We start from the raw sequence: 14,026 nt of genomic DNA, 5'->3' as shown, positions 1-14,026 counted from the left end.
GCCTGGTTCGACCTCTACTGCACAACAGGTTGCGACCATGCACGACACCAAGCCCACCGTCCTCATCACCGGCGCCACCGGCCAGATCGGCGGCGACACCCTGCGCTTTCTGCAAGGCGACGACACCATCGAACTGGTGGCCGCCGTGCGTTCGCCGGCCAAGGCGCAGCCCTTCCAGGCCCGTGGCATCCGCACGGTGATCATGGACTTCGACCACGAGCACACCCTGGCGCCGGCCCTGCAGGGCGTCGACCGGGTGCTGCTGGTGACCGGCTACAGCGTCGACATGCTGCGCCAGAGCAAGGCCTTTCTCGACCGCGCACGCCACGCCGGGGTGCAGCACGTGGTGCACCTGGGGGCCTGTGGCGACGACGACGCCACCATCGGCCACTGGGCCTGGCACCAGTTCGTGGAGCGCTATGTGCAATGGTGCGGCTTCAGCTTCACCCACCTGCGCCCGGAGTGCTTCATGCAGAACCTGCTCAGCTACGACGGCACCCAGGCCGTGCGCAACGGCGTGATCGAACAGTACACCGGCCACACGCGGTTCAGCTGGGTCGACGGCGAAGACGTGGCGCGGGTGGCGGCGCAGGCCCTGCTACACCCGCAGCGCCATGCCGGGCAGACCTACCGCCTGGGCTACGACGTGAAGTCCTACGACGAGGTGGCACAGGTGATGAGCGAGGTACTCGGCCAGCCGTTTCGCTATGACGCGCAATCACCCGACGTGTTTCTCGAAAACATGCGCGCCGCCGGCGCCGAGATGGCCTACATGAGCTGCGTGCACGACAACTTCACGCGCATGGCCGCCGGCACCATCCCCGGGGTCGACCAGGTGTTCGACAATTTCCAGGCCATCACCGGCCGCGAGCCGGTGCGCTGGGTGGATTTCGTGCGCAAGCACCGGGCTGCATTCGCCTACTGATAGAATACATTTCTGAATCTTTTTGTAAGAGGTAAATGCCATATTAGAAGCTGGTCAATCTTCATTTTAAAATACAATAGTGTATGTTTGTGCGCGGTGCGCCTTGCGCCGTCGTGCATAACAATAAAATGAGGTATTGCCCCCTATGATCGGGTTGAGACATCTGCGTATCAGCACCCGCATCACCGTGCTGGTGATCGGTATCACCCTGTTTGTCGTGTTGCTCAGTGGCTGGCTGGGGCTGACCCTGCAACGCAGCCTGCTGCAGGAGAAGATGGCCGGTGTCGGCACTGCGCTGGACACCGCATCCACCCTGCTGGCGCATTATGAGAAGCAGGCCGAGGAAGGCCACCTGAGCCGCGCCGAGGCGCAGCGCCAGGCGGCAGAAATGGTCAGCCGCATTCGCTACCTGGGCGACAACTACCTGCTGATCCTCGACCTGCAGCACCGCATGCTCATGCACCCCAAGGCACCCGCCCTGGTGGGCAAGTCGCAGGCCGATTTCAAGGACGTCAACGGCAAGCCGTTCGCCCGTGAAATGATCGACCGGGCCGTGGCCCAGGGGCGCGGCACGGTCGAGTACTGGTTCCCGCGGGCAGCCGGGCAGGCGCCGGAATTCAAGGTGTCCGAGGTGGTGCTGTTCAAGCCCTGGGGCTGGGTGCTGGCCAGCGGCATCCACCCGCAGGACGTGCGCCACGAAGTGAACACGGTGCTGCGCATGCCGGCGTTGCTGGTGCTGGTGGCGTTGCTCGGCATGGCGCTGTGCGCCTGGCTGCTGATTCGCAGCATCACCCGGCCGCTCAACCACACCGTGCAGGCGCTGGCCCGCGCCACCGATGGCCACACCGACCTGACCTTGCGCCTGCCCACCGACGGCTTCGACGAGCTGACCCAGGTGGCGCACAGCTTCAACCGCCTGGTGGAGGCTGCGCACCGCGTCACCCGCAGCATGGCCAAGGCCAGCCAGCGCATCTCCAGCACCAGCGACAGCCTGGGGCAGATCACCGAGGCGGCGCAGCGCAGCATGCAGGCCCAGCAACTGGAGACCGACAGCGTGGTCACGGCCATGAGCGAGATGGTCAGCACCGTGCAGGACGTGGCGCACAACGCCAGCGTCGCCGCCAGCGCCACCCGCGATGCCGAGCAACAGGCCACGGCCGGCAGCGCCACGGTGCGCGATGCCGGTGAGGCGATTGGTGCGCTGGCCGAGGCGCTGGAGCACAGCCGCAGCGTGGTGGACCAACTGGCCGCCGACTCGGGCAGTGTCGGGCGCGTACTGGACGTGATCACCGCGATTGCCGAGCAGACCAACCTGCTGGCGTTGAATGCTGCCATCGAGGCGGCGCGTGCAGGTGAGCACGGGCGTGGCTTTGCGGTGGTGGCGGACGAGGTGCGCACGTTGGCGCGGCGTACGCAGCAGTCGACGCTGGAGATCCAGCAGATCATCAACCGCGTGCAGGCCGGTGCCAGCCAGGCGGCGGCGCAGATCGGCGCCAACGTCGAGTCGGCGCAGCAGCCGGTGGCGGCCTCGGCGCGGGCGGGGCAGGCGCTGGCGTTGATCGATGCGTCGGCGTCCACGGTGAGCCAGATGACCTTGCAGATTGCCAGTGCGGCGGAGCAGCAGGCGGCCACGGCAGACGGTATCAACCGCAGCGTCACGCGCATCCACGACGCCTCGACGGTGAGCGCGCGCACCATCGAGCAGACGCGCCAGTCGTGTGATGAGCTGAGGGCGTTGGCGCAGCAGCTGGAGGAGCAGGTGGGGCAGGTGGTTACGGGGTAAATTGTGAGGGCCCCTTCGCGGGTCAAGCCCGCTCCCACAGGATCTCACCCGCCACGCCAGCATTTTGGACGCACCGCAAGACCCTGTGGGAGCGGGCTTGACCCGCGAGAGGCCTGACCAGGCACTGCAAGACAATCGGACTGTCATGGTCACCCTGGAATGCAAAACGCCCCGGCAAGCCGGGGCGTTTGTTCATCTACACACGATGCCAGCGCGTTACCAAAGCGCCACGGTGTAATCCACGTTCACCCGCAGCTCGTTGTCATCCCTGAACGCCGCAGTCGAGGCAAAGTCATTGCGGTACCACGCATGGCGCAACCGCAATGCAACGTTCTTGAACGTGCCGCTCTGCACCACGTACGACAACTCGATGTCCTTCTCGCTCTCGCTGCGCCCGCTGCCGCCCAGCGCATTCGGCAATTCGATGCGGCTGCCGTCCAGGTAACGCAGCATGCCCTTGAGCCCCGGTACGCCCAGGGCGACGAAGTCGTAGTCATAGCGCACCTGCCAGGTACGCTCCTTGGGGTTGAGGAACTCGCTGCTCAATGCGCCCTCGCTCACCACCATCGGCTCGGACCCGGCGATGTACGGCATCGCCGTATCGCCGCTCAATTGCATGTAGCCCAGCCCCAGGCTGTGTGCGCCCAGGCTGTAGGTGCTCATCACGCCGAAGGTACGGTTGTCGACCTTGCCGGCCCTGGCCGGGCCGTCCTCGCCGCTGATGTGGTAACGCACATCGGTCTTCAGGCGCCCGTTCGCCACCGCACGGTTGTCGACGAAGCCGACGTAGTCCTGGCGATAGATGTCCTCCAGCTGCGCATGGTAGTACTTGAGCACCAGCTGCTCGGACCACTGATAGTCGCCGCCGCCATAGGTGAAGCTGTCCGACTCGGCTGCACCATTGAAGCGCCGGTTGGGCGCGGCGACGGTGATCTTCTGGTAGTTGGTGGAATCGCGCTGGTTCATGCGGTCCAGGCGCCCGCCGCTGAGGGTCAGGTTGTCGATGTCCTGGGACTTGAACTGCACCCCGCGAAAGGTCTGCGGCAGCAGGCGCGTGGGGCTGGCGAACAGGATCGGCGAAAACGGTGCCAGGGTGCCGGCCTGCAGTTCGGTCATGGAGACCTTGACCTTGCCGGTCAGGCCCAGCTCCGAATAATCGTCGCGCGGGTCGCGGTCCCTGGGGTCGAACGGCAGCAGCCCGGTGCCGGTGCGCGAGGGGCTGGAGTCCAGTTTCAGGCCCAGCATGGCCTGGGCATCCAGGCCGAAGCCGACGGTGCCCGGGGTGTAGCCGGAAGTGAAGCGCAGGATGAAGCCCTGGGCCCATTCGCGCGTCGCCGACTGCGCCGATTCGCCCTTGTAGTCACGGTCGAAGTAGTAGTTGCGCGCGGTCAGGGTGGCCTTGCTGTCTTCAATGAAACCCTGGGCCAGCAGTGCCGGGCTGAGCCCGCACAGGGTGCCGAGGGCGAGGGTGGTGTTGACCCGTTTCAGAGTGCTCATGGATCTGCCTTTTTTATTATTGTTGTGGGGGTTTATTCAGGGGCATGCAGCAGGACCCATTGCTGGTCCTGCACGCTTACCAGTGCACGCGCGCGCTGGTCATGGCCGAAATGGTCGGTGGCGCTGAGGTTGTACACGCCATGGGTGCCGACCACGTCGCGGGTCTGCTCCAGCTGGTCGCGCAGCTGCTGGCGAAATTGCGCGGTGCCGGGCTCGGCACCCTTGAGCGCCGCCGGGGTGGCCGCCTGCACCAGCAGCATGGCGTCGTACAGGTAGGCGCCGAACGGCGACAGGCTGTTGTCGCCGTACTTGGCCTGGTAGTCCTGCGCGTACTGGCTGGCGATGGCCTTGGAGGGGTGGCTGGCGGGCAGCTTGTCCCACACCACCACCGGGCCCACCGGCAGTATCGCACCGTTGAGCGCCTTGTCGCCGATGCGCAGGAACGCGCTGTTGGCCGCGCCGTGGGTGTGGTACACGGTGCCCTTGTAGCCCAGCCGGCGCAGCTCGGTATGCGGCAGTGCCGCCGGGGTGCCGGTGGCGCCGATCAGCACCGCGTCGGGCTTGCTGCTCATCACCTTCAGCGCCTGGCCGCTGACCGACGAGTCGGTGCGGTTGAAGCGCTCGTCGCGCACCAGCGTGATGCCTGCCGCCGGCGCCATTTCGCTGAGCACCTTGTGCCAGTCTTCGCCCCACACATCGTTGTAGCCGATGTAGGCGAGGGTCTTCACACCGTTCTGCTGCATGTGCTCGATCAGCGCCTGGGCCATCAGGGTGTTGGTCTGGGCGATGGTGAAGATCCAGCTCTGCTCGCCGCTGGCGGGGCTGAACGGCGCCAGGGCGATCTGCGCGGTCTGGCTCTCCTTGGCGATCTGCGCGACTGCTGCCGAGGTGGGCACGGTGGTCGAGCCGATCAGCAGGTCGACCTTGTGCTCGCTGACCAGCTTGCGCGCGTTCTTGGCCGCGGCGGTACTGTCGCTGGCATCGTCCAGTACCACGTATTTCACGGCCTGCCCGGCAATCTCCCTGGGCAGCAGCGCCACGGTATTGCGCTCGGGGATGCCCAGCGAGGCCCCCGGGCCGGTGGTGGAGAGAATCACGCCGACGGTCATGTCGGCCTGTGCAGCGGTCGACAGCGTGGCCAGCAACAGCAAGGGAAGAATAGGTTTCATGCAAGCTCCTGATATTGTTTTTATGGGTGTGGCAAGTGCTGCGGGGCGCTACGTGCCGGTAGCGCTGATCACCTCCGTGGTGGCGGTGGGCGCGGGTGCGCGGCCCAGGTAGCTTTCGACCACCCGGGGGTTGCTGGCCAACGCCTGGGCGTCGCCTTCAAGCACGATCTCGCCGACCTCCAGCACGTAGCCGTAGTCGGAAATCTTCAGCGCAGCGCGGGCGTTCTGCTCCACCAGCAGGATCGACACGCCGCTCTGGCGCAGGGTGTCGAAGATGGTGAAGATCTCGCCGATCACCCGCGGCGCCAGGCCCAGGCTCGGTTCGTCGAGCATCAGCAGGCGCGGTTTGGCCATCAGCGCGCGGCCGATGGCGAGCATCTGGCGCTCGCCGCCCGACAGCGTGCAGGCGGCCTGCTGGCGCCGTTCGAGCAGGCGCGGGAACAGCCCGAACACCTCGTCGAGGGTCTGCTGATGGTCGCGAAAACCGCGCCGGTGGCGGCTGAAGGCGCCCAGGCGCAGGTTGTCCTCCACGCTCATCAGGCCGAACAGCTCGCGGCTCTCGGGCACCAGCACCATGCCCTGGTCGATGCGCTGGGCCACATCGTGGTGGCCCAGCAACGCCTGGCCGGCGTAGGTCACCTGGCCCTGGCAGGGCAGCAGGCCGATCAGCGCCGCCATCAGGGTGGTCTTGCCGGCGCCATTGGGGCCGATCAGGCTGACGATCTGGCCTTCCTCCAGGTGCAGGTCGAGGTTGCGTACCGCCTCGACCTTGCCGTGGTTGATCGACAGGTTGCGCACATCCAGCAGGCGACTCATTCGACACCTCCGAGGTAGGCGGCCAGCACCGCAGGGTTCTGCTGGATCTGCAGCGGGGTGCCGCTGGCCAGGGGCTGGCCGAATTCCATCACCACGATGTGGTCGGCCAGGCCCATCACGAACTCCATGTCGTGCTCCACCAGCAGCACGCCCAGGCCCTCGCCACGCAACTGCTCGAGCAGTTGCGCCAGCGCCTGTTTCTCGCCATGGCGCAGGCCGGCGGCGGGTTCGTCGAGCAGCAACAGCAACGGGTCGCTGCACAGCGCGCGGGCGATCTCGACGATGCGCTGCTGGCCCAGCGGCAGGCTGCCGGCCGGGGTGTGCAGGTATTCGCCCAGGCCCACCCGCTGGATCTGGCGCGTGGCCTCGGCGAGCAGGGCGGCTTCTTCCTTGCGTTCCAGATGCAGCATCGAGCGCAGCAACCCGGCCTTGCCCCGGGCATGGGCGCCAAGGGCGACGTTCTCCAGCACGCTCATCTCGCCCAGCAGGCGCACGTGCTGGAAGGTGCGGCTCACGCCCAGGTGGGCAATGGCGCGCGGCGACAGGCCTTCGATGCGCTGGCCGTTGAAGATGATCTGCCCGGCATTGGGCGTCAGCACCCCCGACAGCAGGTTGAATAGGGTCGACTTGCCGGCGCCGTTGGGGCCGATCAGCGCGGTCACCTCGGCGGCATTCACCGACAGGCCCATGTTCTTGTTGGCCACCAGCCCGCCGAACTGCTTGAGCAGCCCCTGGGCCACCATCAGCGGCTTGCCGGCCGCCGGCATGCTGCGCCGGGGCAGGGCCGGCGCGTCATCCAGCGCCAGGGTGCGCGGGCGGCTGGCCGGCAGCACGCTGCGCAGCACCGGCAGCAGGCCGCCGCGGGCGTACTGCAGCACCAGGATCACCAGCACGCCGAAGAAGATCATCTCGACGTTGTCGGCGTGCCCGAACAGCTGCGGCAGCACGTCCTGCAGCACCTGCTTGATCAGGGTCAGCAACGCTGCGCCCAGCAGCGCGCCCCACAGGCTGGCGACGCCGCCCAACACGATCATGAACAGGTACTCGATGCCCATCACCACCGAGAACGGCGTGGGGTTGACCACCCGCTGCAGGTGCGCGTACAGCCAGCCCGACAGGGCCGCCAGCAGGGCGGCGATGATGAACACCTGCAGGCGGCTGCGTGCGGTATCGATGCCCATCGCCTCGGCCATCCCGGCCGATTCCTTGAGGGTGCGGATGGCACGGCCCTGGCGGCTGTGCAGCAGGTTGTCGAGCAGCCACAGGCTGGCCGCCAGCAACAACCCGATCAGCACCGCGAAATCGGCCGAGCCGCTGATCTGCCAGCCCAGCAGCTCGATGTTCGGCAGGTTCTGCAGGCCGCCGAAGCCGCCCAGGCCCGGCAGGTTGCCGAACAGGTAGAACAGCGCCAGGCCCCAGGCCAGGGTGCCGATGGGCAGGTAGTGCCCGGCCAGGCGCAGGGTCAGCAGGCCCAGGCTGGTGGCCACCACCAGGGTGATCGCCAGCCCCGCCAGCAGGCCCAGCCACGGCGACAGGCCGTACTGGGTGGTGAGCACCGCGCTGGCGTAGGCGCCAATGCCCACGAACGCAGCCTGGCCGAACGAGGTCATGCCGCCGATGCCGGTCAGCAGCACCAGGCCCAGGGCCACCAGGCTGTACAGGCCGATGTAGTTGAGCAGGGTCACGTGAAACGCGGGCAGCACCAGCGGCGCCAGGCCCGCCACCAGCAGCAGGGCCAACAGGGGGATCAGTCGCAGGGCCATCAGTGTTGCTCCTCCAGGTGCGGGTTTTTCAGCGACAGCCACAGCAGCACCGGGATCACCACGGTGAACACGATGACCTCCTTGTAGGCCGAGGCGCCGAAGTTGGCGAAGCTCTCCAGCACGCCGACGAAGAACGCACTGGCCGCGGCTATCGGGTAACTGGCCAGGCCGCCGAAGATCGCCGCCACAAAGCCCTTGAGGCTGATCAGAAAGCCCGAGTCGTAATACAGCGTGGTCAGCGGGCCGATCAGTACCCCGGAGATCGCGCCGATCAGCGCGGCCAGGCCGAACGCGGCCTTGCCGGCCAACTGGGTGGGGATGCCCACCAGCTGTGCACCGGTACGGTTGAGCGCAGTGGCACGCAGCGCCTTGCCGTACAGGCTGTGGCCGAAGAAGGCATACAGCAGGCCGATCAGCAGCAGCGCGCTGCCGATCACCAGCAGGCTCTGCAGGCCCACCGGCAGCTCGCCGAGCATGAACACCGACTCGGCCAGGGCCTCGGTGCGCACGCCCTCGGCGCCGAACATCAGCAGGCTCACGCCCACCAGCGCGATATGCACCGCCACCGACACGATCAACAGCAACAGCACCGAGGTCTCGGCCACCCGCTGGTACACCAGGCGGTACAGCAACGGCCCCAGCGGCGTGACCAGGGCCAGGGTCAGCAGAATCTGCAGCAGCGCCGGCAGGCTCGCCAGGTCGAGGTTGCCCAGCACCGCCCACAACAGCAGCGGCAGGCTCAGGTAGCGCGCCAGCAGGCCCGGCAGCCGGCGCCATTGACGGCGCCGTGCGGCGTCGGTGCAGTCCAGTGCGCAGGCGGCCAGCGAGCAGCCCAGCAGCAGCCACACGGTGCCGGGCATCAGGCCCAGCTGCAGGGTGGCCAGGGTCAGGGCGCTGTAGGTGACGAAGTCGCCCTGGCACACCAGGATGGTGCGCGTCACCGAGAACACCAGCACCAGGGCCAGCGCCACCAGTGCGTAGATCGCGCCCGTGGTCAGGCCGTCCTGGGCAAGAAACGCCAGTATCGAGAAATCCATGGGCAGGCCTCAGCGAGCAGTGGGCAAGGGGGAGGTGGGATGCCGGTCGCAGAGGGCGGTCGGCGTCGGTGCGGCGGTGCCGTACCGGGGGCGTGACGGGTCGGGCGCGCAGGGCGGGACCCGGCGAGAGCGTGCAGGCGCGTGCATAGTGAAGTACTCGTTTTCTATTCTTATTGTGGTGCGCCCCTGCCCGGGGCAGGGCAACATGCAAGGCGTTTAAATACACATGTGCATGTGTATGTATAGACTACGCGGGAAGGTGGGCGGCTTGTCAACAGGCGCCGCAGCGGCGCGCCTGCATTCGCCGATTTATTCGATTATCTATTTGAATTTATTGAATAAATATTTTTCAAGACGAGCGTGCCAATACCCGCTGGATGGCGGGTATTGGATATACAAAGATACATTTGTGTATTTGCAATGTGCCGAGCGGGTCGGCACAGGCGCTCAGGCCGGGGCGTGGCTGCACGCGGGGAGGAGGATGCCGGCCATGCGCTGGCTGCGCGCCAGGCGTTGTTGCGGGGTGTCTTCGCTGTGCAGCAGCGACAGGCTGATCTGGTAGGCGTAGATCAGGTAGGCGCGGTCCTGGGCTTCGTCGCTGGGCACGCCGGCCTGAATCAGCAGCCCCTCGATGTAGTTCAGGCGATGGCTGTCCACCTCGTCGATGGCCTGGCGCGCCTGCTTGTCGCGCCGCGCCCAGCCGCGGATGCCCAGTTCGATCGAGGCGGCGTCCTTGGCGGTCTGGCCGTGGGAAGGCAGCTCCAGCAGGCGCTGCAACTGCTGCAGCGGCGAGCTGTGGGCCGTGCGCAGGTTGAGGATCACATCCTCGGTGGCGCGTGCGCGCCAGTTGCCCAGGATGCCTTCGAGCAGTTCGCCGCGGCTTTTGAAGTGGTAGTAGAAACTGCCACGGGTGATCTTCAGTTCCTTGGCCAGGGTGTCGACGCGCACGGCGTCGACGCCGCTGGTGACAAGCACTTCCTGTGCCGCATGAATCCAATCTTCCCGCGTGAGGTTGGTGCGTGATGACATTGTGTAGGGCCTTGTCCAACAAGCTGGATAAGCGCCAGGGCAGCGCAGGGTTCGACGCTTGGCCTTGGCAGCAAACCGTCATTCTAACGCCCGCCGCAACGGCGAAGCTATTGCCGGCATTGGCCACAAGGCCAGTGCCGGGTGTCCGCATCCTGCCATACATGACAGTACATAGGTGTAGGTACGGCTGCTCATTATTTGAAAATAGTCATGTTTTTTCATTGACTCAGGTCAAAACGGTAAATAGCATGCAGATACACAACTGTATGTTAAGAATAAAAACCGGAGGCCGACATGAGCGCAACTGCAAAGACTCTGCTCGCAGCAGGGCACCACACCCACTACCACGAGGCCGGCCAGGGCGAGCCGCTGTTCCTGCTGCACGGCTCGGGCCCGGGTGTTTCGGGTTGGGCCAACTGGGCCGCCAGTGTGCCGGTGTTCGCCGACCGCTGGCGGGTGATCGTGCCGGACATCGCCGGCTTCGGTTTCACCGAGTTCAAGGATGACGCCCGGTACGACATCAAGCTGTGGGTCAGCCACCTGATCGGCATCATGGATGCCCTGGATATCCAGAAGGCCTCCTTCATCGGCAACTCGTTCGGCGGCGCCCTGGCCATCGGCCTGGCGGTGTTCGCCCCCGAGCGCGTCAACAAGCTGGTGCTGCTCGGCACCCCGGCCGGCGAGTTCGTGCAGACCCCCGGCCTGCGCGGTGCCTGGGAGTACGAGCCGTCGCTGGCCAACATGCGCCAGCTGATGGAGCTGTTCCCCTACGACAAGGCGCTGATCACCGACGCCATGGTGCAGGCCCGCTACGAGGCCAGTGCCCGGCCCGGTGCCCAGGCCGCCTTGCGCAAGCTGATCCCGCAACCCGCCGCCGAAGGCCAGACGATGGTCAAGGGCTTCCCCGCCGCCGCGCTGGCCAAGATCGTGGCGCCGACGCTGGTGGTACACGGCCGCGAAGACCGTGTGGTGCCGCCGGAGTGCGGGCTGCTGATCGCCAACAGCATTGCCGACGCCGACCTGCACCTGTTCGGGCGCTGCGGTCACTGGGTCCAGAGCGAACAGCCACGGCGCTTTGCCGCGCTGGTTCGCGACTTTCTCGGCGAGTAGTCCGGCATGAGCAGAAACGTGATGGAGCGGGTGCTGTGGCAGCTGTGCGTGGAGCGCGCGGCCAAGCAGCGCTTTCGTGAAGACGCCGCAGGCTTCGTGCAGCGCTTTGCCCTGGCCCCCGACGAGGCGCAGATGATCCTCGACTTCGACGTGGCCGGCCTGCAGGCGGCCGGGGTCAACCCGATGCTGACCATGGGCTTCTGGCAGGAGCTTTCGCCGCAACGCAGCATGCGCGTCTACAAGCAGCGCCTGGGCTGTACCGATGAACAAGGCGCGGGGTTTTCCGCCGCGCTCAAGGGGTGAACCGATGGGCAAGATAGTGGGCGGCTTCTGGATGCCGCATGACCCGGTGATGTTCGTGGCGCCCGATGCGCCACCGGCCGCACAACGCGATGCCGTATGGGGCGCCTATGCCCAATGCGCCGAGCGCCTGGCTGCCTTGCAGCCCACGGCGGTGATCATCGTCGGCTGCGATCACTACATCCTGTTCGGCCCCCATTGCCTGCCGCGCTACGTGATCGGCACCGGCGACGTGGACGGCCCCATCGACCGCCTGCCGGGCCTGGACCGGGGCGTGGTGCGCAACCACCAGGCGCTGGCCGAGCACATCGTCCATCACGGTGAAGGGCAGGGCGTGGACTGGACCGTGGCGCGCAGCTTCACCGTCGACCATTCGTTCTCGATCCCGCACCAGCTGGTGGTCAAGCCGGCCGAGGCCCTGCTGGGCCGTGAGCTGCCGAGCATCCCGGTGTACCTGGCGTGCGGCGTCGACCCGTACATCTCGCTGGAGCGCTCGGCCGACCTGGGCCGGCAACTGCGCGCGGCAGTCGAGGCATTCGACGCCGACGAGCGCGTGGTGATCATCGGCAGCGGCGGCATCAGCCACTGGGTAGGCACCGTCGAGATGGGCCAGGTGGCCGAGGACTTCGACCGCGAAATCCTTGCCCACGCGGTAAACGGCGACCTGCAGGCACTGTGTGCCTACCGCGACGAAGACATCCTGCGTCGGGCCGGCAACGGCGCGATGGAAATCCGCAACTTCGCCTGCGCCATGGCCGCCCTGGAGCGTCCGCGCGGTGAAGTGATCGCCTATGAAGCCGTGCCCGCCTGGGTCACCGGCCTGGGCTTTGTGCAACTCAACAACGAGGAGCCGGCATGAGCCGCGTACTGCTTTGCCAGCGTGACGAGCTGGCGCCGGGCGAACTGAAGAAGGTCGCCAACGGCGATGGCGATGCCCTGTGCGTCTACAACCTGGGCGGCACCTTCTACGCCACCACCGACATGTGCACCCACGCCACCGCCTCGCTGGCCGAAGGCGACATGGAAGACGACCTGATCACCTGCCCGGTGCACTGGGGCCAGTTCCATATCCCCAGCGGCAAGGCCGTGACCTTCCCCTGCGAACGGCACCTGCGCACCTACAAGGTCATTGTCACCGACCGCGAGGTGTATGCCGACACGGCCCTGGAAGCCGACGAGGCGCTGGCCGACGCCGACAGCCCGGTCTGACCGGGCGCCGTCCAACCGCATACCTGTGAGTCTGAACCATGGATAACAACAAGCACATACCGCTCAGAACCCTCGAAAGCACGCCCGCCCTGGGCAACCTCGACCGCCTCTGTGACATGCAGGAGGGGCGCCTGTCGGGCAAGGTGTTCTGGGACGAGGCGATCTACGAGCAGGAGCTGGAGAAGATCTTCGCGCGCTGCTGGCTGTTCGTCGCCCACGAATCCCAGCTGCCCAGGTCCGGCGACTACCTGACCACCTCGATGGGTGAAGACGAAGTGCTGGTGGTACGCCAGAAGGACGCCTCGATCAAGGTGTTCCTCAATGCCTGCCCGCACCGCGGCAACAAGGTGTGCTTTGCCGAGGCCGGCAACGCCCGCGGTTTCATCTGCAACTACCACGGCTGGTCGTTCGGCGCCGATGGCGGGCGCCTGATGGGCATGCACGAATCCAAGTGCTACGAAGAAAGCCAGTTCGACAAGTCCAGGCATGGCCTGCGCGAAGCCCGCGTGGCCAGCTACAAGGGCCTGGTGTTCGCCACCTTTGCCAGCGATGCGCCGACCCTGGAGGAGTACCTCGGGCCGATGACCTGGTACATGGACGTGATGCTCGACATGGACGAGGGCGGCAGCGAGTTTCTGGGCGGCTGCATCCGCTCCACCATCGAGTGCAACTGGAAGATCGCCGCCGAAAACTTCGTCGGCGACATCCTGCACGGCGGCTGGACCCACGACTCGGCGGCCAAGGCCATGCTCGGCGGCCCGGTGGCCAATGTCGGCGAACTGCCCGAATCCTACTCGGTGAACTGGAACGGCCACGGCTACGAGTTCGCCACCGACGTGGTCGGCAACGCCGCCACCCTGGGCGAAAAGGACATCAACAAGTACCTGCATGTGCTGCGCCCCAAGGTCGCCGAGCGCCTGGGCGAGTTCCGCTCGAAGCTGATCGGCGCGATCTCCTCGTTCACCGTGTTCCCCAACTTCTCGTTCCTTCCGGGGCAGAACACCGTGCGCATCTGGCAGCCGCGTGGCCCGCACAAGATCGAGCTGTTCACCTGGGTCATCGTCAACAAGAACGCCCCGCAGGACATCAAGGACAAATGGCGCCGTGGCGCGATGATGACCTTCTCGCCCACCGGCGTGTTCGAGATGGACGACGGCGAGAACTGGGAATACTGCACCAAGACCAGCCGGGGCGTGGTCACGCGCTACCAGGACCTGTACGTGGGCCTGGGCATGCACACCCGCCTGGACGACAGCGAGCTGCCGGGCAACGTGTTCAAGGGCCAGCTCAACGAATGCAACGCGCGGGCGTTCTACCAGCGCTGGAAAGACCTGCTGCAGGCACCGACCTGGGCCGACGTACCAGACCGCAACGGCACGCTGCGCTGA

13 protein-coding genes and 1 pseudogene are annotated in these 14,026 nt (G+C 66.3%); 8 read left to right on the top strand and 6 right to left on the bottom strand.

What is annotated here, in order from left to right:
* The first annotated feature begins 37 nt into the window (after positions 1-37).
* The 3 genes and pseudogenes from KH389_RS15820 (at position 38) to KH389_RS27810 (ending at position 2,708) form a co-directional block, all read left to right on the top strand.
* Positions 38-925 (top strand): SDR family oxidoreductase, encoded by an 888-nt coding sequence (locus KH389_RS15820; protein WP_210014002.1) that lies wholly within the window; start codon positions 38-40, stop codon positions 923-925.
* Between the two features lie 145 nt (positions 926-1,070).
* Positions 1,071-1,796: pseudogene (locus KH389_RS27815) on the top strand (cache domain-containing protein); the annotation flags it as partial.
* Between the two features lie 78 nt (positions 1,797-1,874).
* Positions 1,875-2,708 carry a methyl-accepting chemotaxis protein gene (locus KH389_RS27810; protein WP_420831973.1) on the top strand — a complete coding sequence of 278 codons (834 nt, stop codon included), beginning with the start codon at positions 1,875-1,877 and terminating at the stop codon, positions 2,706-2,708.
* Between the two features lie 216 nt (positions 2,709-2,924).
* Here KH389_RS27810 and KH389_RS15810 read toward each other — a convergent pair whose 3' ends face one another.
* From KH389_RS15810 to KH389_RS15785, 6 genes are all read right to left on the bottom strand, one after another.
* A complete protein-coding gene (locus KH389_RS15810; protein WP_213605807.1) occupies positions 2,925-4,205 on the bottom strand; it encodes an OprD family porin in 1,281 nt (426 codons plus the stop codon).
* 32 nt (positions 4,206-4,237) lie between these two features.
* Positions 4,238-5,374, bottom strand: coding sequence for an ABC transporter substrate-binding protein (locus KH389_RS15805; protein ID WP_043861069.1), 1,137 nt, complete (start codon positions 5,372-5,374; stop codon positions 4,238-4,240).
* 48 nt (positions 5,375-5,422) lie between these two features.
* Positions 5,423-6,181 (bottom strand): ABC transporter ATP-binding protein, encoded by a 759-nt coding sequence (locus tag KH389_RS15800; RefSeq protein ID WP_229589366.1) that lies wholly within the window; start codon positions 6,179-6,181, stop codon positions 5,423-5,425.
* 5 nt (positions 6,182-6,186) lie between these two features.
* Complete coding sequence (locus tag KH389_RS15795) at positions 6,187-7,953, bottom strand: branched-chain amino acid ABC transporter ATP-binding protein/permease (protein ID WP_213605806.1); 1,767 nt, start codon at positions 7,951-7,953, stop codon at positions 6,187-6,189.
* On the bottom strand, positions 7,953-8,990 hold the full coding sequence (locus KH389_RS15790; protein ID WP_043861071.1) for a branched-chain amino acid ABC transporter permease: 1,038 nt from the start codon (positions 8,988-8,990) through the stop codon (positions 7,953-7,955). The genes KH389_RS15795 and KH389_RS15790 overlap by 1 nt, the downstream gene beginning before the upstream one ends.
* Before the next feature lie 447 nt (positions 8,991-9,437).
* Complete coding sequence (locus KH389_RS15785; RefSeq protein ID WP_043861072.1) at positions 9,438-10,019, bottom strand: TetR/AcrR family transcriptional regulator; 582 nt, start codon at positions 10,017-10,019, stop codon at positions 9,438-9,440.
* A gap of 294 nt (positions 10,020-10,313) precedes the next feature.
* Here KH389_RS15785 and KH389_RS15780 point away from each other — a divergent pair, with 294 nt between their 5' ends.
* Genes KH389_RS15780 through KH389_RS15760 form a run of 5 tightly spaced genes read left to right on the top strand, consistent with a single transcriptional unit; the run spans position 10,314 to position 14,026 of the window.
* The gene (locus KH389_RS15780; protein WP_054916107.1) at positions 10,314-11,129 is read left to right on the top strand and encodes an alpha/beta fold hydrolase; all 816 of its coding nucleotides are present in this window, start codon (positions 10,314-10,316) and stop codon (positions 11,127-11,129) included.
* Positions 11,130-11,135: 6 nt separating this feature from the next.
* Positions 11,136-11,432, top strand: a complete 297-nt coding sequence (locus KH389_RS15775; protein WP_043861074.1) for an extradiol ring-cleavage dioxygenase — start codon at positions 11,136-11,138, stop codon at positions 11,430-11,432.
* Positions 11,433-11,436: 4 nt separating this feature from the next.
* The gene (locus KH389_RS15770) at positions 11,437-12,288 is read left to right on the top strand and encodes a DODA-type extradiol aromatic ring-opening family dioxygenase (RefSeq protein WP_078480809.1); all 852 of its coding nucleotides are present in this window, start codon (positions 11,437-11,439) and stop codon (positions 12,286-12,288) included.
* A complete protein-coding gene (locus KH389_RS15765) occupies positions 12,285-12,638 on the top strand; it encodes a non-heme iron oxygenase ferredoxin subunit (protein WP_043861076.1) in 354 nt (117 codons plus the stop codon). The genes KH389_RS15770 and KH389_RS15765 overlap by 4 nt, the downstream gene beginning before the upstream one ends.
* A 38-nt stretch (positions 12,639-12,676) precedes the next feature.
* Entirely contained in the window at positions 12,677-14,026 is a 1,350-nt protein-coding gene (locus KH389_RS15760) for an aromatic ring-hydroxylating dioxygenase subunit alpha (RefSeq protein ID WP_043861077.1), read from the top strand.

It is taken from the genome of Pseudomonas qingdaonensis, assembly GCF_018398475.1.
In the GTDB taxonomy this organism is placed as follows: domain Bacteria; phylum Pseudomonadota; class Gammaproteobacteria; order Pseudomonadales; family Pseudomonadaceae; genus Aquipseudomonas; species Aquipseudomonas palmensis.
This window is presented reverse-complemented; position numbering and strand designations above follow the sequence as displayed.

Bases quoted from the DNA above. Each gene is read 5' to 3' on its own strand.
- KH389_RS15820 (WP_210014002.1), top strand. From the start codon at position 38: ATGCACGACACCAAGCCCACCGTCCTCATCACCGGCGCCACCGGCCAG.
- KH389_RS27810 (WP_420831973.1), top strand. From the start codon at position 1,875: ATGGCCAAGGCCAGCCAGCGCATCTCCAGCACCAGCGACAGCCTGGGG.
- KH389_RS15810 (WP_213605807.1), bottom strand. From the start codon at position 4,205: ATGAGCACTCTGAAACGGGTCAACACCACCCTCGCCCTCGGCACCCTG.
- KH389_RS15805 (WP_043861069.1), bottom strand. From the start codon at position 5,374: ATGAAACCTATTCTTCCCTTGCTGTTGCTGGCCACGCTGTCGACCGCT.
- KH389_RS15795 (WP_213605806.1), bottom strand. From the start codon at position 7,953: ATGGCCCTGCGACTGATCCCCCTGTTGGCCCTGCTGCTGGTGGCGGGC.
- KH389_RS15790 (WP_043861071.1), bottom strand. From the start codon at position 8,990: ATGGATTTCTCGATACTGGCGTTTCTTGCCCAGGACGGCCTGACCACG.
- KH389_RS15785 (WP_043861072.1), bottom strand. From the start codon at position 10,019: ATGTCATCACGCACCAACCTCACGCGGGAAGATTGGATTCATGCGGCA.
- KH389_RS15780 (WP_054916107.1), top strand. From the start codon at position 10,314: ATGAGCGCAACTGCAAAGACTCTGCTCGCAGCAGGGCACCACACCCAC.
- KH389_RS15775 (WP_043861074.1), top strand. From the start codon at position 11,136: ATGAGCAGAAACGTGATGGAGCGGGTGCTGTGGCAGCTGTGCGTGGAG.
- KH389_RS15770 (WP_078480809.1), top strand. From the start codon at position 11,437: ATGGGCAAGATAGTGGGCGGCTTCTGGATGCCGCATGACCCGGTGATG.
- KH389_RS15765 (WP_043861076.1), top strand. From the start codon at position 12,285: ATGAGCCGCGTACTGCTTTGCCAGCGTGACGAGCTGGCGCCGGGCGAA.
- KH389_RS15760 (WP_043861077.1), top strand. From the start codon at position 12,677: ATGGATAACAACAAGCACATACCGCTCAGAACCCTCGAAAGCACGCCC.